The sequence below is a fragment of the Vibrio sp. QJM3NY_27 genome, assembly GCF_057785955.1.
In genome coordinates this window covers 1186108-1206572 of record NZ_CM173512.1, presented here as the reverse complement: position 1 = coordinate 1206572, position 20465 = coordinate 1186108, and the positions used below count along the sequence as shown (strand labels likewise).

Sequence of the window (20465 nt, the reverse complement as noted above, 5' to 3'; positions counted from 1 at the left end):
TTTCATAAGCTAACGAGCCAATCGACAGTGTTCAGATATTAAAAAAGGCGTATTGATTAATATCAGTACGCCTTTTTATTTGAGTTCTCTCAACAATTACTTTTCTAGCATTGCCAACTTGTCAGCGACACCATTCCACTTTTCAGCTTCATCCATCGGTGCTTTGACTTCAGTTTGTACCGGCCAGATTTCGGCAAGCTCGGCATTTACTTCAATAAAAATCTTTTGATCTTCTGGCAGTTCATCTTCTTGGAAGATCGCTTGAGCATCGCATTCAGGTACACATAAACCACAATCAATGCATTCGATTGGGTTAATTACCATGAAATTAGGGCCTTCATGGAACGCATCTGCGGGGCATACCGCCACACAGTCTGTGTATTTACATTGAATACAGTTATCGCCTACGACAAATGCCATGATGCTCTGCTCTATAAGTTAGTCAAAATTGAAGAATGGGGGATAATACTCATCCCAAGGCAAAATTCAACATCATACGACTCTAATATCGTGTCTATTTGCTCGATGCTTCCAAATTAGTATGACAGATAAATCAATTTCTCGTAAAATGCGCGCCATTGTGAGCTTATCGCTTCTTTCAACATCAGCGTTTTATCAAACTCTGTATTAAGAAACGATCTAGCTAAGACACCTATAAAAACGAGACATCAAAATGATACGTTTAACCGAAATTAAACTCCCACTAGACCATGAAGAGTCAGCCATTCAAGACGCTATTGAAGCAAAGCTTGGCATTAACGCTGATCAGGTACTTTCTTTTAATATCTTTAAACGTGGCTACGATGCTCGTAAGAAATCAAAAATCTTACTTATCTACACGCTTGATGTTCTCGTTGAAAACGAAGCTGAGTTGTTAGAACAATTCATCAGCGACCCACACGTAAAAGTGACTCCTGACATGGAGTACAAATTCGTGGCTAAAGCGGTTGAGAACCAAACTGAGCGCCCTGTCGTTATCGGTTTTGGCCCTTGTGGTTTGTTCGCAGGCCTAGTGCTTGCTCAAATGGGCTTAAATCCAATCATCGTTGAGCGTGGTAAAGAAGTTCGTGAACGAACCAAAGATACCTTTGGTTTCTGGCGTAAGCGTACTCTGAACACAGAATCAAACGTACAGTTTGGTGAAGGTGGCGCAGGTACATTCTCTGACGGTAAGTTATACAGCCAAGTGAAAGATCCAAAGCACTACGGCCGTAAGGTAATCGAAGAATTCGTAGCTGCTGGCGCACCAGAAGAAATTCTATACGTAAGTAAGCCGCACATAGGTACCTTCAAGCTGGTTACCATGATCGAGAAGATGCGTGCTTCTATCATTGAGCTAGGTGGCGAAATCCGTTTCAGCACTCGCGTAGACGACGTTCATATGGAAGACGGTCAAATCACTGGTTTGACGCTTTCTAACGGTGAAGAGATTAAATCTCGTCACGTAGTACTGGCTGTTGGCCACAGTGCTCGTGATACGTTTGAAATGCTGCACGAACGTGGCGTTTACATGGAAGCTAAGCCTTTCTCTGTTGGTTTCCGTATCGAACACAAACAAGCAATGATCGATGAAGCTCGCTTCGGTAAGAACGCGGGTAACCCTATCCTAGGTGCTGCGGACTACAAACTAGTACACCACTGTAAGAACGGCCGTACTGTATACAGCTTCTGTATGTGCCCGGGTGGTACTGTGGTTGCAGCGACTTCTGAAGAAGGTCGCGTAGTAACCAATGGCATGAGCCAATACTCTCGTGCAGAACGTAACGCAAACAGTGCCATCGTTGTGGGTATCGATCCTGAACGCGATTACCCAGGTGACGCACTAGCAGGTATCCGTTTACAACGTGAGTTAGAAAGTGCAGCTTATGTTCTAGGTGGCGAGAATTACGATGCCCCCGCACAGAAAATCGGTGACTTCCTGAAAGGTCGCGATCCAAGTGAGATTGGTGAAGTAAAACCATCATTCACGCCGGGTATCCACCTAACGGACATTTCAAAAGCACTACCTGATTTTGCTATCGAAGCAATTCGTGAAGCAATTCCAGCGTTCGAGAAGAAGATCAAAGGCTTCTCTACGCCAGACGGCCTACTAACGGGTGTTGAGACGCGTACGTCTTCTCCTGTATGTATCAAACGTGGCAAAGACTTCCAAAGCATCAACTTAAAGGGCTTCTTCCCTGCAGGTGAAGGTGCAGGCTATGCTGGTGGTATCCTATCTGCTGGTATCGATGGTATTAAGGCTGCAGAAGCACTAGCGATATCAATGGCAGAACAGAACCAAGCTGAGAAAATTGAGATCGCTTAGGCTCTCAATTTGCATATCTAAATTGGCTGTATATCTAAAACAGATTGCAGGTAGCCAAAACTAAAAATCCAGTGTCTTGTAGACACTGGATTTTTTATTGCATTAAGGTATCTAGAGTTATTAAATCACGATTTCGTCAGCGTTACTTACAAGTGTCTTTTGACCAGTTCACACCATCATCTGAACACTCAAATCGACTTGTCCCATTCTGGTAATAATAACCTTTAGTCCAGTTACCTTGAGAATATCTAGACGTTATCGTTTGAGTATAATCAAACGGCGTATTTTCAATGTACGCATACTTATGTCTGTTCCAGCTGTCAGAGCCATATGAACTGTTGTCATTAAAATCTACCGATAGGTAATTGAGCGCATCAAAGTCGCTACGCGACACACTATCCAATGAATCACCTAGATTAACCCACTCTGGATGTGATGCGTTATTTTCAAAATTAAATTTCGCTTGTACTTGGGTAAACTGATCTTTGTAGTCACCGACAACATCTGCCGACAAGGTTTGCATGAATCCAGCACCGATATTTTGACGTGAACAACTTTCCCAATCAGGTTGTTTAGACCAACCACGGTTCAACACACCAAAGGTCGCGAGTGAGTTAGGCAAAACCTGCTGCTTGATCGTCTCTTGCACCGAACATGAATATTCAGTTCCATCACTATCCAATGAGAACCAAGCTTCTTTGTCATACTCTAAGCCATTTTTCTTTTGGCCATTACGCTCAATATGTTTATTTAAAGCCAGCTCAGTCTGCAGATCAGCGGACACTTCATGTTCAATGACAATCAGCTTGTCTGCGGTCATCACCGTTTTAACTTTATACCACTTATTAATTTCGTTCTTCTTGGAGTAATCCCAATGCTCCCAGTAATAATCAACATAAGCTTGCTGAGCTTTTGGATTCTCTTTTTGAATCTCTTTGGTCTCTTGATACGACTTTTTGATAGCCGGCATCATTTTTTGCGCTAAGTCATAGAGCTCAGTATTTTGATCTTTAACGAAATCTCCATACAAGTCTTCAACTGCGATGTTGTATCGATTGGCAATGCGGAAGTCATGATCTTTCACATTTTGGATAATGCTATTTTGGGTGTTTACGGCTTGCTTCAAAGCTGAACAACTGTTTAAGCCACCTTTGTGCAAATCAGCTTGAATCTCGTTCCATAACACTGTGGTTAATGGTGTCGTTGACTTGATTTCTAAATCAGAACTCACCGTCATGACTGGCGGAAAGACTAACTGATAAGGTTCAGTAATCGGCGAGTTTGGGCTATCCGCATCAATTGCGCCGACCGGTACGTTCACTACGATTGGAGCGTAGTCCATGCAGTCAGAATTAGAACCCGTTAAAGATAACTGATAGCTGCCTTCATCGTCTGTGATGCTGCTTGGCTCACCTTCATCTAACACACCGTTATAATTGATGTCCAAAAACGCGGTCGCCCCTGAAATATAACCATCGATAGCCACACCTTGTAAGGTTTTTGTTTGAGGAGCGGAAGCACTGGTACTGCTACCACCGCCTCCTCCGCCACAAGCCGTAAGGCCACCAGCGATAAGTGCGATAGAAATAAGCTTAAGTTTCATGCGATGAGATCCTAATGAAATACATTAATAAGTAGGGTTGTCATTGGAGGGATGACCGAGAATGACTGTGATAGTCATGGTCAGTCATAATAGCGATTGGTATTCAAAAGAAACATGAAAGGGTGCTAGGCAATTTATGCATGTTTTGTTCTAACGAAAGGTCTTAAATGGACTAATTACATATCGCTTGAAGATATCCAGAGTTTATAGAAATCACTGTAGCCAGTTTGATTGATCTCTACGCCTTGAACCTCAACACTATTAAAAACCTTCTCTTTGCCGTGAAATAACGGACAAAGTAACTTCTGTTGATAAAGCGAATCTTCAATTTCTAGCAAGTCGCTCATTGGCTTCTCGCCACTCACAGCGGCTCTAACTCTCTCGCAATGCGCCCTCATCTCCAAATTGTTGAAAATGAATCTGAGGCCAGATGAAGCAAGTAGCCAATCGTAAAGGCCATAATCGGCTGGCTGTTCGATAACTTCTTCAATGAATAACAGGTCTGCCGACTCACTCATGGAGCTAGGGTCACTGATATTGGGAAGCTCAACAACTTCAATAATGACACCTGTCTTTACAATCGTTTGTTGCAGCCAGTCAGCCATCTCTTGAAGTAAAGGAATCGTCATTCTAGGTCGTGTTAACACAACAGTGCCCGTCAAAATAGGAATGGGATTGCTGCATGTTAATTTACTAGGCGAGAAAGAGAGATCATCCGTCACCATATCAGCATCAAACTCTTTACTGCTGGACTTGATAAACGATACCAGCCTGTCGAGTTCTTCAGGGGTTATGCCTGCGTTTTCTCTACGATTAACTGCAAGATACGAAAGTGCATTGATTGTGGTTTCTTCTGCTACGCCAGATTGATTAAAACTCAGGGTGTGATCATTCAAACCTTCTATGTCGGTGAGCGTTATCTGTTCTAACAAGGCATTTTGAGCAAAGTAACCACGGTGACGTTTTAGAATAAGGCGCTCTTCGCTCCAATCATCTAAAGAGAAAGGCCCCGTTCCAATATACGCACTGCGTCCACTAGCAAAATAGCTACGCTTGCAACGGTAGATAGACGCGTGTGCACTACACAGCGCATAGATAAACATTGGGTTTGCGCGCGCTAGCTCGATAGTTAGTTTTTTCTCACCCACCACATGAACATCATTCACCTGCTCAAATAAAGACTGTACCGGGCCATCTATGTTTTTTAACCGTAACAAACATTGAACGACATCTTTTGCACTCAAGGTTTCACCGTCATGGAAAACAACATTAGGCCTTAACCAAAAATGCAGAAAGCGACCTTCTATCTTCCAATGGTGGGCAAGACTGGCTTGAGGCTCGCCATTAAGATCTTGAACTAACAAAGTATTATAGATACTTCTCAGAATTTGATGTTCAGCGATTCTATAGGTTTTGGCGGGCTCAAGATTATCAACCCAGGGGTATTGAGTAATCAACAAATGATCATGCTGTTGATTGAAAAGGTTATGTTTTTCAGTGGCTAGCGTCAGTGCCTTTATTGCGGTATCACCATAGCTGTCTAAAAGGCGAGGAATTACTTTAAAGCGACCTTGCTCTAACTGAAGCGCTAAAACTTGCTCTAATGCTTCAGGGAAGCTAAGCAAAATTTTAAATTGACTAAGCCTCCCTCGTCCTTTGGACGGAATCCAACAAATCCAGTGGTACTCAGATAAGCATTTCAGAACTATCGAGGTGTTTCTGCGCGAAGTCGAAAGCGAATGCTCTAGATCATCGATCGTGAGATGGTACTCTTCGCCTAATTCGTACTTTGCAGTAAGCTGTTGAAGTCTACGTAAGTTAGCGTCGTTCATTGGATTCCAGGCTAGAGCGGTGAATCAAGTGTCATTAATATCAGTATGGATTTTTAAATTCAACCTTATACTGAAATATCTATAACGAGTTTTGACACTTAATATCAATACATTACATAGATACAAGAGCCTTTATGTCACTCCGATTTACTAGAGTTCCACTTCCCTTCATGAATCGCAGAATTGACGTCTCTTCTTGGTAACCAGCCCATGGTTTCAAGTTCGGGTTTATCTTTGAAGTGTTCAACGTAGCCGATACATAAGTACGCCACGATATCGATGTCTTCCGGGATATCTAATGCGTCTCGCAGTGTTGAATCGTGAAGAATACTCACCCACCCTAATCCGAGGTTTTCAGCTCTTGCTGCCAGCCATAAGTTTTGAACCGCACACACGGTGCTGTAAAGATCCATTTCTTGTTTGATGGTTCTGCCTAGCACGACCTTTCCGGTTCGATTACGATCGCAAGTCACGCAGATTCCGATAGGTGATTCGACGATACCTTCAAGCTTTAGACGCTTATACATTGCCTGCTTTTCATCGGTAAACATTTCCGCGGATTCGGCATGAGCTTGATTGAAACCCGCTTTGATTTGTTGCTTGGTTTCGATATCACGGACAACGACAAAATCCCAAGGCTGCATAAATCCAACACTAGGAGCATGGTGCGCTGCGGTTAACACACGCATCAAAACGTCTTCTGGGATCTCATTAGGAAGAAACTGACCACGAACATCTCGGCGAGAAAAAATCGTTTTATATACTGCATCGCGTTCATTCGGCGTAATTTCCATACATCCCTGTCTTATCGTCGTCTTATTGAGCCAGTATTATCCAACTAAAGTGTCTATGTTACTAGCGGTACACAAGCAACATGGTAGAATGCCGCCATTAATCTTATCCTTGTATAAGATTGTTGAACCTTTCCATCGCTATTTAGCCAAATCATACCGAGAAACTTATGCCATTTTCCAAGCTTGGATTAAGCTCACCTATTGTTAAAGCCGTTGCAAAACAAGGCTATGAAAAGCCAACCTCTATTCAAGAAAAAGCAATTCCGATTGTGCTTTCTGGTAAGAACCTAATTGCTGCTGCACAAACAGGTACAGGTAAAACTGCGAGCTTTGTTCTCCCTATCTTAGAAATGCTAAGTAAAGGTGAAACACAACGTAAAAAACGTATTCGTGCTGTTATTCTGACACCAACTCGCGAGCTTGCGATTCAGGTTGAGCAGAACATTACTAAGTACGCGAAGTTCCTAAACCTAACATCATTAGCGATGTACGGTGGCGTCTCTTACCAACACCAGAAAGACCGCTTGATCGAAGGTGTTGATATTCTTGTGGCAACACCTGGCCGTTTGATCGATATGTACGGACAACGTGCCGTTCACTTTGATGAAGTTGAAGTTCTGGTTCTTGACGAAGCCGACCGCATGCTAGACATGGGTTTCATCGAAGACATCAACAAGATCATCGCGCGTTTGCCACAAAACATTCAAAACCTGTTGTTCTCAGCAACGCTATCAACGCCAGTTCGTGCGCTAGCGAAAAGCGCAATCAGTGAAGCGGAAGAGATTTCTATCGCCAAAACTGACGCTTCTAAAGCGAACATCGAACAATGGCTAGTTACTGTAGATAAAGACCGTAAATCTGCGCTATTAAGCCACATGATCACTGATGGTGAGTGGGACCAAGCGCTTATCTTTATCGAGACTAAACACGGTGCCGCTAAGTTGGTTGCTCAACTTGAAAAGCGTGGTATCGAAGCTGAAGCTTTCCACAGTGGACGTAGCCAAGCGATTCGTGAAAAGATTCTGGCAGACTTCAAAAAAGGTCGTCTAAAATATCTCGTTGCGACAGGTGTTGCTGCTCGTGGTATCGATATTGATAATCTAAGCCGCGTAGTGAACTACGACATCCCATTCCCAGCGGACGACTATGTTCACCGTATTGGCCGTACAGGCCGTGCTGATGCATCTGGTGAAGCGATCTCTTTCCTATCGAAAGATAACTTCAAGAACCTGTGCATCATTGAAAAACGTCTTGGCCACTTGATTGAACGTCGTGTTGTTGAAGGTTTCGAACCACGCAAAGAAGTACCAATTTCAGTATTGAACTTCGTGCCTAAGAAGAAAAGAGAACAGCAACAAGACTAAGTAATTTCAGCGACAGAAAATGCAAAAGTCGCGTTAGCCAAAATGAAAATAAAACGAAGCCCTATGTGGCTTCGTTTTGTTCTTTGAAATACAAATAAAACTGAGGCAATAAGATGATCACTCCTATCGCAACGAGATTAACCCGTGGGCAAGACCTAAAGCTTGAACTCCAAAAGCTTGTGACAGCGCACAATATCTCAGCGGGCTCTGTCGCGTCTTGTGTCGGATGTGTTTCTCAACTCAATATTCGTCTGGCTAATGCAAACAACACCAAGCTAATCACAGCTCCGTTCGAAATTGTGTCTGTAATGGCAACGCTAACCCCAAACCACCAGCATGTCCATATATCCGTTGCTGATGAAAATGGCAATGTGATTGGTGGGCACTTGCTCGAAGGGACGATTATCGCAACCACGGCTGAATTGATTGTTCATCGCTACGAGACTTTGACCTTCAACAGAGAGCATGACGAGTCTACGGGTTACACTGAGCTCACTATCAGCGAAAACACGCAATAGATCGCCCCGTAGCAACACTAAGCGCCCCATATAAAGCGATACAACCAAATAGCATTAGGAAACACGATGGCTCCAAACTCCGCAGACTCCGTTATTGTTCTCGATTTCGAAACCACAGGCTTATCACCAAACATGGGTGACCGAGCGATCGAAATCGGTGCGGTTAAATTAGTTAACGGCGAAGTCGTCGACACCTTCCAGCAACTCATGAACCCAGGATTTCGTGTTAGCGGGTTCATTGAAAGCTATACCGGGATCAGTAACCGTATGTTAAGCACGGCGGCCAGTTGCAGCGAAGTGATGAATGAGTTTGCAGACTTTATCCAAGGCAGCCAACTTGTTGCTCACAATGCGTCGTTTGATAAACGCTTTCTAGATGCGGAATTAGACTTTATTGGCCGAGACTACACAGGCAAGTTCGCTTGCTCAATGTTGATTGCTCGCCGCCTGATTCAAGACGCACCCACTCATAAACTGGGTGACCTTGTACGTTTCAAAAATATCGACAACGATGGTACTTTTCACAGAGCGTTAGCCGATTCAGAAATGACAGCACGCTTATGGTTATTGATGATTGATGAACTTCAAAATGACCACGGCATTCAACAGCCAAGCTTTCAATTGATGCAGAAAATATCTAAGACCGCTAAAGGATCTATTCCAAAGCTGCTAATGAGTAACAGAGGCTAACTCTCTGCGTTCGGCTTTGGGTTTGTCAGAAGGCTAGTAGCAAACAGTCACTAGCCTTAAATTGCTACCCTACTCCTGCAGTGACACTAACGTCGTCTTGAGGCTTTCTAGTTCACTCATAAAATAAGCCCATTGTTTATCACTGCTCACTGCGGCGATATCCACCAAGAACTTCGCTGATGTTTGCATATTCTTATCAAGCTTAGACTCTAGCTCTTGCGGATAATAAGCTTCATTGTTCAAAAGTAGTTTCATAATAATTGGCTGTGCAATATGTAAATCGGTCTTCTTTTGCATAAGTGTCGTTAGGTCTTGATACGTATTATTTTGATATTGTCGCCAGCTATCGTTAGTATTTACCCACTCTTGAGACCACGTCAAAATAATCGTTTTTTGCTCTTCCGATACCGACCCGAACCATCGCTCTAACCTATCTTCAATTCGACTTCGATAGCGTTCTCTCGAATCTTCATCATTCAATGATAATCTTTCTTCGTAATACTCTTGCTGCTTTTCCCTAAAGTTCTTTAAGAATTCGTTATCTTGCTCTGGGGTAAGCTGCATACTTAACGCGTAAATATCTGGAGCGAACTTGTTAACGATCGAGCGAATATGATTTTTAGTTTGTTCACTTTGATCAATTATAAAAGCAGAATTCATATCAGAACGGTCTAAGTTTTGAATCGCTTGCAGTTGCGACATATACAGCGGAAGTTGGATTTCTTTGTGCCATTGCTGTAATAAGTCGAGGCGCTCTTCGAGCTCTGATTCTTGACTGTTGGATAGAGAAACAAAGTCTTCAATATAGCTAACCGCAAACCAGCTTATATTGTTGTAGGCAAATTTAGTCCCGCAACCAGCGAATACAAAACAGACTAATAAGACTAACCATCGACACTTTCTCATTTAACCCTCTCACGATATTCAGCAAATCCACAAATCCATTAACTCACCCTTTTAAGGTTAGCTCTAGTTCTTATAACGCTATATTCTAGCTCTTATAAAAGTAGCCTTAATAAGCAGTGGCTGTAAAAACTTTGAGATAAATTGAGACTCAGACTTGCTAATCTAGCTATTTCGGCAAATGATTAAACTAAAAATAATTAATGGCAGTGATGTAACTTGATTTTTATTGCTCACTTGATGTAAACGAATCCTATAAACGAATGGTTTATTTATTTTCAAATGATTAATATTTGGGAGGTAAGCTATGGCCGCTACTCCTCATTATACAAGCGAGTTAGAGTACGAGCTTTGTTATTTTGACGATGGAAAACTAACCACAATTACGATATCCGCTAATAATCGACAGGAAGCGATGACTTGGTATCTTAGCGAAGGAAGACATATTAACGATTTCTATTCGATCAGACCTGATGAATAAACGTTTGATACGTTACTGATTGTGGAACACCCTTTACTGCATTATTACTAGCATGACTTAGCAGTAAAGGGAGACAATCTCGAATTACTTCAGAATTCGGGCGCGGAATTGACGACCCTTCATTTTACCTGATTCGATTTTACCTAATGCTTTCTTAGCCATTGATCTTTCTACAGCAACGTAAGCACGCATCGCGAACAAGTTGATCTTACCTACTGACTTACCATCAATACCGCCTTGGCCTGTCAACGCACCAAGGATATCGCCTGCGCGAAGTTTCGCTTTCTTACCACCATCAATCTGGATGGTTACCATGTTTGAGTAGTACGGCTTAGCAATTGGTTTAGCTGGCAACTGAGACGGTTCGATTGGCATATCCATGTACTCATCAATTTGAGCAACACGGTGCATCTCTTTTTCGCTAAAGAAGCTAATTGCGACACCTTTGCTTCCTGCACGACCAGTACGACCGATGCGGTGCACGTGTACTTCAGGATCGCGAGACAACTCAAAGTTGAACACAGCATCTAGGTTATCAACATCAAGACCTCGAGCAGCAACATCTGTTGCAACCAAGATAGAGATGGTTTTGTTTGAGAACTGAACCAAAGCTTGGTCACGTTCACGCTGTTCCATGTCGCCATGAAGCTCGATAACACTGAAACCACGGTGGCTTAGCTCATCATTTACGTTCTGTACTTCTTTCTTAGTATTACAGAACACAACCGCTGACTCTGGTTGATGATGAAGAAGCATTAGCTCTAGTGCGTCATCACGAGCTTCAGTACCTTCAACCTTATAAAAGTGTTGTTGGATGCTTGAGTGATCGTGCGTTGATTCAACCTTCACCATTTCAGGGTTATTCATGATGCGGTCTGCAACAGATTTAATCTGTTTAGGGAAAGTTGCACTGAACAATAACGTTTGACGATCTTTTGGTGCTGCTTCAATAACAGCATCTAGTGCATCTTGGAAACCCATTTCCAGCATGCGATCGGCTTCATCTAACACAAGTGTGTTCAACTCAGACAGGTCAATACGCTCTCTCTCTAGGTGGTCCAGGATACGACCAGGAGTGCCCACAAGAATGTGTGCGCCATGCTCTAATGAACCAATTTGAGGGCCCATTGGCATACCGCCACATAGTGTCAGCACTTTAATATTGTGAATGCCACGAGCAAGAGTACGGATCTCTTTTGCTACTTGGTCTGCAAGCTCACGAGTCGGACATAACACTAAAGATTGAACACGAAAACGCTTAACGCGTAGGTTTTGCAGCACGCCTAAACCAAAGGCAGCTGTTTTACCTGAACCCGTTTTACCCTGACCGATAACATCCTTGCCATCCAGAATAATAGGAAGACTTAACGCTTGAATAGGCGTCATTTCAGTATAACCAAGAGAATCTAACGTATTTAGAAGCTCTGGCTTAAGGGCGATTGAAGAGAATTTTGAAGTGCTCAATGGAAATATCCAACTGGTGAAAAACAGAGTGCATTATGAGTGTTTTTGAAAATTATTCCACCTTAATCACAGTTTTGGAGCAACATGTTAGGCGAATACAAAAAAACCAGCTGGGGTGCTGGTTTTTTACGTTGAAACATCTAAGTCTGTGGATAAATGCCAGACCCCAAAGGTCTCTATGGCACACCGTGGCCTTTAGATGCAACCCATACGCGGTACCACTGCTCACGAGTCAGTTCGATTTTCAGTGCATCAACGGCCGTCTTCACACGTTCAATCTTTCCTGAGCCAATAATCGCGATCGGGTTAGACGGTAAACGGCGAACCCAAGCGTAAATCACTTGGTCAATGCTGTCCGCACTCACTTCTTGGCGAATCGCTTCTAGCTCATCACGAACGCGAATTGCTTGTGCTGAATCGCCACTGAAGATGCTACCACCACCGAGACAAGACCACGCCATTGGACGAATACGGTTCATCTGCAGTTGATCCAGCGTACCATCGTGGGCTACTTCGAAGTTCAATGGATTGATTTCAACTTGGTTAGTCACCAGTGGCTTACCTAGTCGAGATTGCAGTAAGTCGAACTGACGTGGTGAAAAGTTAGAGACACCGAAGTGCTTAACTTTGCCGACCTTATGCAGTTCAGCGAACGCTTCTGCTACTTCATCTGCATCCATCAGTACATCTGGGCGGTGAATCAGTAATACATCCAGTTCGGTTACACCCAAGCGCTCTAGAGAGTTATTTACCGATTGGTAAATATGGTGCGCGCTGGTGTCATAGTGATTGATCTTGCGATCAGGAGTGTGGTCACCACACAAGTTGATGTCGCACTTGGTGACGATTTGGATATCATCACGAAGGCTTGGCTCAAGCGCCAATGCTTCACCAAACAACTTTTCACATTGGTAGTTACCGTAAATATCCGCGTGATCAACAGTTGTGATACCAAGATCAATGTGCTGCTTCAGGAAAGTCAGGCGTTGTTGCGGGGTCATGCCCCACTCTGCTGTACGCCAGTATCCTTGCACTAACTCAGAAAGTTCTGGGCCTTGTGGCGCTGTCGTTACTCTTGCAACCATGGGTTGTCTCCTTTATCAATACTGAACGTATCGTAAGCTCGTTTTACCGAGGGCTCAACGTATAACAAATGGCAAAGGTAAACGCTTACTAAAAATGTGAGAGCCACAGAAAAACGAACACTTAAATCAGTAATAGCTTGCTGTCTGCCCGTCAGCCGTTTTCCCAAAAGGCTTGTTTACCCTAATGAATTACGAAACTATCTATAAATTTGAGCAATTAAAGACGATTCAGTTCAACCGTTAAGTTGTCACCATCACTATGTAATTGAATCCAAGGAGCTGAAGAAGATGAGGAAGAACTAGGCACATTCCATAAACTCATTTGCTCAGAGGAATGATGTGGAGTATTGATGAATTTGACGAGTTGTTTATCTACCATGTCGTAACCAACTCCCTCACGCTTCGCTTGTTCGAGTTGAGCGACCACATCAAACTCATATTCCCCAATACGAATAGAACTGAGAGCAAAGCCATCTTGGCGAAGGTAGGCTTGAAGCTTTGTGTAACTTAGGTTCGAATATGACAGGTTTAAGCGAACCACCTCGACACTTGAGCCACCCAACTCCAGTTCAACATAAACATCCAAATCGTAATATTGGGTTAAGTCACTGCACAACAGAGTGCCTTCAACTTCGCCACAATCCATAAGATCGATATCGTTAATATAGTTTTGAGAACTCGGTTGAGTTGGGCTGCTATTGAATACCGTTCGCAACCACCAGCTTTCACTCGCTTGCGCAGAGAATGAAAGGGTATTCAGAACCAATAACAAAGGTAGGATTAAGACAGGAAGAGTTCTCATTAATTGTGCTTATTCGCGCGGTATGAAGCGCCCATTATACGTGACCAATCAATAAACAACCGCTCAAGCCACAAATTTTAGGCGAAAAAAAACGGGCATACATGCCCGCTAGATAAATTCTATCGCCGAATAACGTAATCCGTCACGTTGAGAACCATTACGGAACTAACAATACCATTCTGACGATCTACACACAGAACATCACACCAATTATTTGTAGCCACCTTCTATTGCAGGCTCTTCAAGCGATAATCTTACTTTATTACGTTGAATAGCTTCTGGTGGCAAGCTGATGAAACCATATTGGTTCAACACGCCTTGATGCTCTTCCGACAGCGTAAGCCCAACAAAGAACTTCTCTTGCTCCGTAAAGCCTTTGCGATGCGCTGGAATATTCAGGTACATATAGTAAACCGTTGCCAATGGATAACGACCAGAGAGAATCGTTTCTTTGTTTAAGTCGTAGTTCACCCCTAGATTATCAACCACACTCAGCCATTTCACATCTGAGATCTGTTCTGAGTAAACGGTGTAACCAATCGCGGCATCTTCGCCTTCTATCTTGTTAATCAGATCCGGCAAATCCGCTAAGAATTGAGTATTCGCATACTCCCCGTCAGCTCCACATTCAACCCAACTTGAAAAGGTGGTATGACCTTGCAGATTGTGGTCGATAGCGAAAGGTAACATGTGTGTGTCTAAGCTTTCTCCGTCACGAGTGTCACTGCTTGGTGTCCATTTAGGATGCTTAGGGTCGCTAGAACAACCAAACACATCGATAAGTTCAGCAACACTGATGGATGTGGCTGGGTTATTCTCGTTCGCCAGGATCGCTATTACGTCTGCGGTAAACATTAGCTCAGTCGGTCTGTAACCGTAGCGCATGTCGAACCTAGCCATCTCTTTGTCAGTCCACTTTTTGGAAGTAATACCAACACGTGAACGTTGCATGATCATCTGCTCAGGTACACTGTCACTCAACAAGATCTCTAAGTCGATCTCTTGGCTCTTAAGCAAGTCTTCAACAAGGCCCTGCATATTCGGCTCAATCGCAACCAAACCAATATCACTGGCGTCATTCGCTAACGTTGATACTGAGAATAACGCAGGTACAGCAGCAAGCAGTAAGCCCGATTTATTAGATAGACGTTTCATTACTGGCCTCCTACTGGGTCAATCGATGTCTTAGATTCAACATCGCTATTGCTGTCGAGTTGCATCTCTGAGGTGAAGATATTCCAAGATGGATTCACTTCCATGCTCTCGGTTTTTAACACCGCAATGGTTCTGCGCTTACGCTTGTGAAGATGCTGGGTTAAGCTGGTTATCTGAGTAAATTCTTGTTCGAAGATTCGCTCCCCATCGATACCTCTGTCAATCAACGCGTCTCGAATCACGCCTGTCCTCTTCTTAGCCAGTGCCTTGTTATAAACATTGGTACCTTCTGAACTTGTGTCTCCCACTAAGGTAACGGAGGCGTCTGGTTGTTCACCAAGCAAACGCACTAATTCGTTTAACACGACTGTGTGCTCTGATTTAAGCACATATTTATCGAAATCAAATGCCACGCTTAAGACTTCAACATCTTCGACAATTTTCCAGTTTGCACACCCTTTAATGTCTACCGTCACACCTTCTGGCGTATCAGCACAAAGGTCTCGTTGGTTAATCACACCGTCACGGTCATCATCCGCAAGGTCATCAATTTGATGACGAGTCATTGTCGTGTCGGGCGTTTCTGCACACCCCATCAGCAAGATAGAACTAAGTAGCGCTAGTTTAAAATGTCTCATTACTTGTTCTCCCCTTGCCACTCTTCTGGGTGTTCAACCCTTAATGCGTAAGTCAACATGCCCATCGCATTCAGTACGCGGTATGCCGCCAATGTTTGATCATATTCAGTGCTAATAAAGTTTCTTCGAGCCAAGAAGACTTCTACTTTCGCATCAAGTACGTCTAATAGGCTTCGTCTTCCGACATTGAATTGTTGGATATAACCAAGCTCTGCAATTTTTGCTGCATCTACGTTTTGTTGAAGTAGCGATTTTTGCTGCTCAAGCATTTTGTAGGCGTTCCAAGCAAGCTGAGTGCCCTCTTTAACCTCACGCTCTGTTCTCAACCTAATTGCCCTTGCCTCTTCAACTCGCCACGCAGACGATTCAACTCGAGAGTCGGTAGAGAAGCCATTAAACAAATCGTAATCCATGGTCAGCATGATTCGCGCGTCTTCATCAACACCGCCTGGCGGATTAGACACGTTGTCATTCTTGTTAGCATGAAGCTCAAGTTTTACTTCAGGATAATAGTCACCTTTTTCTCGGCGCATCTCTTTACGAGCTGCGTCAATATCCAATAGTGATGCTTGAATTTCAGGGTGATTTTCAACCGCTTGCTCAAGTGCGACCTGCGCAGAACTCGGTAACAACGCGTAATCAAAACGAGGATAAACGAGGTTAACAGCTGGCTTACCCACTAAGCGTAAGTACTTAGTTTGTAAATCAAACAGGTTATTCTGAGCCGCGATTGACGAAGATTGCGCCGTGGCAACACGAGCCGAGATCTGAGCCAGATCGGAGTTACTACTCAACCCTTTGCTCTTTTTGTCTTGAATGTCTTGATAGATCTCTTGGTGTTCTTTTACGTTACGTTTAGACAGTTCAAGTAACGTCTCAGCCTTAAGAATATCGAGGTAGTTTCTCACCACATCTAACGAGACATTTTCAGCGCGTGAAATCAGGGTTAATCGTTCAGCTTCAGCTTCGAACGTTAATCTGTCGACATTCGACGTCGTTTTAAAACCGTCGAATAGTAATTGAGATACCTTAACGCCAATTTCTGTTCGCGTTAGCCCACGATCATCGGTATCAAGCTTGCTGCCACTGTTGTAGCGAGTCTCTTCATAACCTGCCGCCGCGTACAAATTGACTTGTGGCATATACAAACCACCCGCAGCGTCCCCGTCTCTAACCACCGATTGGTATCGGGAGTACTGCGCCAATATCTCTGGACTGTAGTCGATGGCAAAGGCCACGGACTCTTCTAATGAGGCTGCTTGAGACAGCCCGCTCACTAATAAGCAAGAAGAGAGTAAGAATTTTGAATGCATTACACTTCCTTTTATATTTATGCTTTAACACACTTCATCGCTCGCGAAGTGAGTTTTCCTTAGCTCGTAAAATTGGCTTCAACCAATAACTCAATACTGTTTTTTCACCCGTTAATATATCCACCGCAACCTGCATCCCCGGGATAATACTGAACGCAGAGTTGTGTTGTTGATCTTCATCTAATTGAATGTGGGCTCGGTAATAAGCATTACCGTCTTCTGTTTGTAACGCATCGGCACTGACATAAGTCACTTTACCTTTGAGACCGCCATAGATAACAAAGTCATACGCAGAGAATTTGACGGTTGCGCCTAATCCGTTATGAACAAACGCGATGTCTTGAGGTGAAATTCTAGCTTCAACAATCAAATCACTGTTTGAAGGAATGATCTCGATAATCGGCTCACCCGGACGAACAACACCGCCAATAGTACGAACGAATATCTCTTTCACCGTTCCGTCAACTGGCGCTAAGATTTGAGTTCGTTTCAGTTGGTCAGCGATCGCCTGTTGGCTTTCATTCAATTGCGCTATTTTGCTGGCCACTTCGTTCAGTTGACCTTGTACTTTGGCGCGAAAATCTAACGCGATGCTGCGGTGATCGGCTATCGATTCTGAGTAAGCCGCTATCTGCTTTTGCGCTGCTACTTTTGAGCTGGCAATATCGCCTTTCAACTTGACCACATCACGGTTCAGTTTCAGCAGCTCAACTTCTGCAACCGCACCGCTAGCAACCACATCTTTCAACATATTGCGCTCTCGAATCACGATATCGAGGCTGCTTTCTAAAGTCTGAATATTATTGAGCGTATCGACACGTGCTTGGTCTTGTTGCTCAATGCGAAGTGCCGCCTCTTCCAGTTCCGATTTCAACTGACCTAAACGTTCTCGATAGTTGGCTTTGGCGTTCATTAATGCAGGATGGCTCGATACATCGATGACAATATCTTGTGGCACCAAGACAACTCGTTCAAACCACTCTTTTGCATCATTATTTAAAACGACTGTCGACAGCTCTGCTTTCAATCTTAATTGCTGAGCCAGTAAGGTATCCGCTTGTTGAGCCGACTCTAAAAAGGCCGCTTTAAAACGAGTGTCTTCTAACTTAGCTAAAGGCTGTCCTTTCAACACTGATTGACCTTGTCGCACCATGATCTCTTGAACTAGACCACCTTCTAAGCTCTGAATGGTTTGCACCGAAAGACTTGGAACGACTTTACCTTCACCGATCACGACCTCTTCTAATGTCGCCCACGTTGCCCAGCCGATAATTGAGACAATTAATAGTGCACTCAGCCAAATTAGCTTGCGAGAGCGGAATGCCAAATGATTGTTGGTCCATTGAATATCATTACTCATGACGACCTCCCTTCACCACAGATACCGTCTTAAAGCGGCTCGTACCTTTAGGTACACTTTTCTTCTGTAGAGAGAGAATGTCTTTTGGCTCACCCTCTGCCACGATCTGACCTTTATCTAATACAACCACACGATCACACATCATCAAGAAGGAAGATTTGTGCGAGCTGATCAGCATCGAGGTTTCTCTTGGCATACTTTGCAACGCATTGAAGAACTGTATCTCGGCTTGATTATCAAGTGCGCTGGTTGGCTCATCCATGATCAATAATTTTGGACAGCGATAAAGCGCCCTGGCGATGGCCACAGCTTGTCGTTGTCCTCCTGAAAGCAATCGACCACCCTCGCCGACTGGCGTTTCTAAGCCGTTGCTCAAGCGCCCCATGTAACCGTTGAGCCCTGACTGTTGCAGCGCTTGTCTTAGCTTTTCTTCATCAACGTTAGTCGCACCTAAGGTGACGTTGTCGTAAACACTGCCAAAGATAAGATTAGCGGTTTGCCCCACCCAGCCCATGCCACTACGCAGAACACTGGTTGGCCACAATTGCCCATCAATCTCTTGGTAAAAAGCTTGCCCTGTTGTTGGTAAATACTGACGAGCCACAATCGATAAAAGTGTGGTTTTTCCAGCACCTGCCGCACCGACAAGACCAACTCGCTCGCCCGGCTTAATATCAAGAGAAATCTCTTTCAACGCAGGGCTTTGAGTCTCTGGATAAGTAAACGTGACTTCATCTAGCCTAACCCCACCGTCAAAGTCACCCTTATCAATCACTTGATGCTTAGACTCTTCTTGCGGTAACTCCATGATCTGATTCAAACCTTCGACTGCAGAACGGGTTTGTTGAAACCTCAACAATAGAAGAGAAAGCTGGTTCACTGAGCTTGCAGCACGTCCACTCAACATCACCACAGCTATCAAACCACCCATACTCAGCAAGCCTTCAGAGATCTGATACACACCAAAGATGATGAGAGTGATGGTGACGATCTGCTGACTCGACTGAATGGAATGCGTCACGATATTAGAGTAGTGGCGAGATTGAGTCTGCCATTGAGAGAGCGATGAAATAGTCTGTTCCCAACGCTTCTGAGTGATTCCTTCAGCATTGTTTTGCTTGATATCCGGAAGGGTTGTTAAGCAATCAAACAGCTGTGCTTGTCTTTGTGTCGACAAACGTGCGGTTTCATCGAATGTTTTCTCGACTTTACCTTTCATCGCAATGCTCAGCACAATCAATACCAGCATAATTGCGACTGGGATAAACATCATTGCACCACCAAGCCAACCGATAAGGAACAGGAACAGCAAGGTAAATGGTAGGTCGACTAAAGTGACTAAAGAGATGGAGGTGAAGAAATCTTTCACGCTATCGAAATCTTGAAGCTGTCTGGCAAAGGCGCCTACCGACTGAGGTCGATTTTCCAGCTTCATACCAAGGACTTTAGAGAACAGTTGAGAAGACAACTTGTTATCAATATAGCGCCCAGCCATGTCGGTCACAGAGCTTCGTGAGCTTCTCAACACCCAATCAAAAATAACGACAATACCAACGCCTGCCGCCAACACCCAAAGCGTGTTAAACGCTTGGTTTGGCACCACACGATCGTACACATTCATGGTAAAAAGAGGCACGGCTAGCGCGAGCAAGTTGATCAAGAATGAAGCGATAAACAGGTCTCGATACCAAGGTCTCACTTCTTTGACGACACGCCATAACCAACGGGTGTTGGATTTATTCTCGCTACGTTCATGGGATTGAACACGCGCATCATCAAGCGCTTGAGCACCCACTTGCCACACATACGATTCCACTTGAGCAACCAAGTCTTTTAACGATGTTTCTTGGCTTGAGTTGTTTTCACAATCCAATACTTGAAAGTCGCCACCGGAGCCTTGAGTGACGACAACGGGACTCCCTGTCGCGGAATTAACAGCAACAACGGGGAACTGACATTGAGTCAGTAATTCTTTTTTAACGTGGCTCAAAGTTAACCCCGATTTCTCAATGGCTCTTGGGAAAAGGGATTCATTGAGCCTTCCTTCATTTAAAGGTAGGCCAGACACTATTTTGGAAGGATGGCTGCGAACATTAAAATGCTCACATAACCATTCAACACAACCTAGCCAGCTGTCTTTTTGTTCTACCAATCTAAA

18 protein-coding genes are annotated in these 20465 nt (G+C 43.9%); 5 read left to right on the top strand and 13 right to left on the bottom strand.

What is annotated here, in order from left to right; all coding sequences use genetic code 11:
* Positions 1 to 96 precede the first annotated feature (96 nt).
* Positions 97 to 420, bottom strand: coding sequence for a ferredoxin FdxA (fdxA, locus tag AC3CIA_RS21015; RefSeq protein ID WP_050650887.1), 324 nt, complete (start codon positions 418 to 420; stop codon positions 97 to 99).
* A 253-nt stretch (positions 421 to 673) separates the two neighbouring features.
* On the opposite strand from fdxA, the gene AC3CIA_RS21010 reads away from it, so the two are divergent.
* The gene (locus AC3CIA_RS21010) at positions 674 to 2305 is read left to right on the top strand and encodes an NAD(P)/FAD-dependent oxidoreductase (protein WP_237298284.1); all 1632 of its coding nucleotides are present in this window, start codon (positions 674 to 676) and stop codon (positions 2303 to 2305) included.
* Positions 2306 to 2447: 142 nt separating this feature from the next.
* Here the strand turns inward: AC3CIA_RS21010 and AC3CIA_RS21005 are convergent, their stop codons facing one another.
* The 3 genes from AC3CIA_RS21005 to bluB all read right to left on the bottom strand — a co-directional run bounded on the left by AC3CIA_RS21005 (position 2448) and on the right by bluB (position 6534).
* Complete coding sequence (locus AC3CIA_RS21005) at positions 2448 to 3908, bottom strand: hypothetical protein (RefSeq protein ID WP_054545726.1); 1461 nt, start codon at positions 3906 to 3908, stop codon at positions 2448 to 2450.
* A 176-nt stretch (positions 3909 to 4084) separates the two neighbouring features.
* The gene (locus AC3CIA_RS21000) at positions 4085 to 5740 is read right to left on the bottom strand and encodes an ABC transporter substrate-binding protein (protein WP_488518987.1); all 1656 of its coding nucleotides are present in this window, start codon (positions 5738 to 5740) and stop codon (positions 4085 to 4087) included.
* Between the two features lie 137 nt (positions 5741 to 5877).
* Complete coding sequence (gene bluB, locus AC3CIA_RS20995; RefSeq protein WP_237298287.1) at positions 5878 to 6534, bottom strand: 5,6-dimethylbenzimidazole synthase; 657 nt, start codon at positions 6532 to 6534, stop codon at positions 5878 to 5880.
* 167 nt (positions 6535 to 6701) lie between these two features.
* Between bluB and AC3CIA_RS20990 the strand changes: the two genes are divergently transcribed.
* The 3 genes from AC3CIA_RS20990 (at position 6702) to AC3CIA_RS20980 (ending at position 9106) form a co-directional block, all read left to right on the top strand.
* A complete protein-coding gene (locus AC3CIA_RS20990) occupies positions 6702 to 7898 on the top strand; it encodes a DEAD/DEAH box helicase (protein WP_017109066.1) in 1197 nt (398 codons plus the stop codon).
* A 113-nt stretch (positions 7899 to 8011) separates the two neighbouring features.
* Positions 8012 to 8416 (top strand): PPC domain-containing DNA-binding protein, encoded by a 405-nt coding sequence (locus AC3CIA_RS20985; RefSeq protein WP_488518986.1) that lies wholly within the window; start codon positions 8012 to 8014, stop codon positions 8414 to 8416.
* 66 nt (positions 8417 to 8482) lie between these two features.
* Positions 8483 to 9106, top strand: a complete 624-nt coding sequence (locus tag AC3CIA_RS20980; protein WP_237298291.1) for a 3'-5' exonuclease — start codon at positions 8483 to 8485, stop codon at positions 9104 to 9106.
* A gap of 69 nt (positions 9107 to 9175) precedes the next feature.
* On the opposite strand, the gene AC3CIA_RS20975 is transcribed toward AC3CIA_RS20980, so the two are convergent.
* Positions 9176 to 10012 carry a DUF6279 family lipoprotein gene (locus AC3CIA_RS20975; RefSeq protein ID WP_488518985.1) on the bottom strand — a complete coding sequence of 279 codons (837 nt, stop codon included), beginning with the start codon at positions 10010 to 10012 and terminating at the stop codon, positions 9176 to 9178.
* 304 nt (positions 10013 to 10316) lie between these two features.
* On the opposite strand from AC3CIA_RS20975, the gene AC3CIA_RS20970 reads away from it, so the two are divergent.
* On the top strand, positions 10317 to 10490 hold the full coding sequence (locus AC3CIA_RS20970; RefSeq protein ID WP_102537597.1) for an RNA helicase: 174 nt from the start codon (positions 10317 to 10319) through the stop codon (positions 10488 to 10490).
* Between the two features lie 84 nt (positions 10491 to 10574).
* Here AC3CIA_RS20970 and dbpA read toward each other — a convergent pair whose 3' ends face one another.
* The 8 genes from dbpA to AC3CIA_RS20930 all read right to left on the bottom strand — a co-directional run bounded on the left by dbpA (position 10575) and on the right by AC3CIA_RS20930 (position 20459).
* Positions 10575 to 11954: an ATP-dependent RNA helicase DbpA gene (dbpA, locus tag AC3CIA_RS20965; protein WP_017074818.1), complete on the bottom strand. Its 1380-nt coding sequence runs from the start codon at positions 11952 to 11954 to the stop codon at positions 10575 to 10577.
* Between the two features lie 176 nt (positions 11955 to 12130).
* Positions 12131 to 13039 carry an aldo/keto reductase gene (locus tag AC3CIA_RS20960; RefSeq protein WP_237298295.1) on the bottom strand — a complete coding sequence of 303 codons (909 nt, stop codon included), beginning with the start codon at positions 13037 to 13039 and terminating at the stop codon, positions 12131 to 12133.
* A 217-nt stretch (positions 13040 to 13256) separates the two neighbouring features.
* Positions 13257 to 13841 carry a hypothetical protein gene (locus AC3CIA_RS20955; protein ID WP_488518984.1) on the bottom strand — a complete coding sequence of 195 codons (585 nt, stop codon included), beginning with the start codon at positions 13839 to 13841 and terminating at the stop codon, positions 13257 to 13259.
* 210 nt (positions 13842 to 14051) lie between these two features.
* Positions 14052 to 14996 (bottom strand): PstS family phosphate ABC transporter substrate-binding protein, encoded by a 945-nt coding sequence (locus AC3CIA_RS20950; RefSeq protein ID WP_102467612.1) that lies wholly within the window; start codon positions 14994 to 14996, stop codon positions 14052 to 14054.
* Complete coding sequence (locus tag AC3CIA_RS20945; protein WP_488518983.1) at positions 14996 to 15634, bottom strand: OmpA family protein; 639 nt, start codon at positions 15632 to 15634, stop codon at positions 14996 to 14998. The genes AC3CIA_RS20950 and AC3CIA_RS20945 overlap by 1 nt, the downstream gene beginning before the upstream one ends.
* Positions 15634 to 16947: a TolC family outer membrane protein gene (locus tag AC3CIA_RS20940; protein WP_488518982.1), complete on the bottom strand. Its 1314-nt coding sequence runs from the start codon at positions 16945 to 16947 to the stop codon at positions 15634 to 15636. The genes AC3CIA_RS20945 and AC3CIA_RS20940 overlap by 1 nt, the downstream gene beginning before the upstream one ends.
* Positions 16948 to 16981: 34 nt before the next feature.
* Positions 16982 to 18307, bottom strand: a complete 1326-nt coding sequence (locus AC3CIA_RS20935) for an HlyD family type I secretion periplasmic adaptor subunit (RefSeq protein ID WP_488518981.1) — start codon at positions 18305 to 18307, stop codon at positions 16982 to 16984.
* Positions 18300 to 20459 carry a type I secretion system permease/ATPase gene (locus AC3CIA_RS20930; RefSeq protein ID WP_488518980.1) on the bottom strand — a complete coding sequence of 720 codons (2160 nt, stop codon included), beginning with the start codon at positions 20457 to 20459 and terminating at the stop codon, positions 18300 to 18302. The genes AC3CIA_RS20935 and AC3CIA_RS20930 overlap by 8 nt, the downstream gene beginning before the upstream one ends.
* Positions 20460 to 20465 lie beyond the last annotated feature (6 nt).

Excerpts from the sequence above, each read along its gene's own strand:
- fdxA (WP_050650887.1), bottom strand. The coding sequence starts at position 420 with ATGGCATTTGTCGTAGGCGATAACTGTATTCAATGTAAATACACAGAC.
- AC3CIA_RS21010 (WP_237298284.1), top strand. The coding sequence starts at position 674 with ATGATACGTTTAACCGAAATTAAACTCCCACTAGACCATGAAGAGTCA.
- AC3CIA_RS21005 (WP_054545726.1), bottom strand. The coding sequence starts at position 3,908 with ATGAAACTTAAGCTTATTTCTATCGCACTTATCGCTGGTGGCCTTACG.
- AC3CIA_RS21000 (WP_488518987.1), bottom strand. The coding sequence starts at position 5,740 with ATGAACGACGCTAACTTACGTAGACTTCAACAGCTTACTGCAAAGTAC.
- bluB (WP_237298287.1), bottom strand. The coding sequence starts at position 6,534 with ATGGAAATTACGCCGAATGAACGCGATGCAGTATATAAAACGATTTTT.
- AC3CIA_RS20990 (WP_017109066.1), top strand. The coding sequence starts at position 6,702 with ATGCCATTTTCCAAGCTTGGATTAAGCTCACCTATTGTTAAAGCCGTT.
- AC3CIA_RS20985 (WP_488518986.1), top strand. The coding sequence starts at position 8,012 with ATGATCACTCCTATCGCAACGAGATTAACCCGTGGGCAAGACCTAAAG.
- AC3CIA_RS20980 (WP_237298291.1), top strand. The coding sequence starts at position 8,483 with ATGGCTCCAAACTCCGCAGACTCCGTTATTGTTCTCGATTTCGAAACC.
- AC3CIA_RS20975 (WP_488518985.1), bottom strand. The coding sequence starts at position 10,012 with ATGAGAAAGTGTCGATGGTTAGTCTTATTAGTCTGTTTTGTATTCGCT.
- AC3CIA_RS20970 (WP_102537597.1), top strand. The coding sequence starts at position 10,317 with ATGGCCGCTACTCCTCATTATACAAGCGAGTTAGAGTACGAGCTTTGT.
- AC3CIA_RS20960 (WP_237298295.1), bottom strand. The coding sequence starts at position 13,039 with ATGGTTGCAAGAGTAACGACAGCGCCACAAGGCCCAGAACTTTCTGAG.
- AC3CIA_RS20955 (WP_488518984.1), bottom strand. The coding sequence starts at position 13,841 with ATGAGAACTCTTCCTGTCTTAATCCTACCTTTGTTATTGGTTCTGAAT.
- AC3CIA_RS20950 (WP_102467612.1), bottom strand. The coding sequence starts at position 14,996 with ATGAAACGTCTATCTAATAAATCGGGCTTACTGCTTGCTGCTGTACCT.
- AC3CIA_RS20945 (WP_488518983.1), bottom strand. The coding sequence starts at position 15,634 with ATGAGACATTTTAAACTAGCGCTACTTAGTTCTATCTTGCTGATGGGG.
- AC3CIA_RS20940 (WP_488518982.1), bottom strand. The coding sequence starts at position 16,947 with ATGCATTCAAAATTCTTACTCTCTTCTTGCTTATTAGTGAGCGGGCTG.
- AC3CIA_RS20935 (WP_488518981.1), bottom strand. The coding sequence starts at position 18,307 with ATGAGTAATGATATTCAATGGACCAACAATCATTTGGCATTCCGCTCT.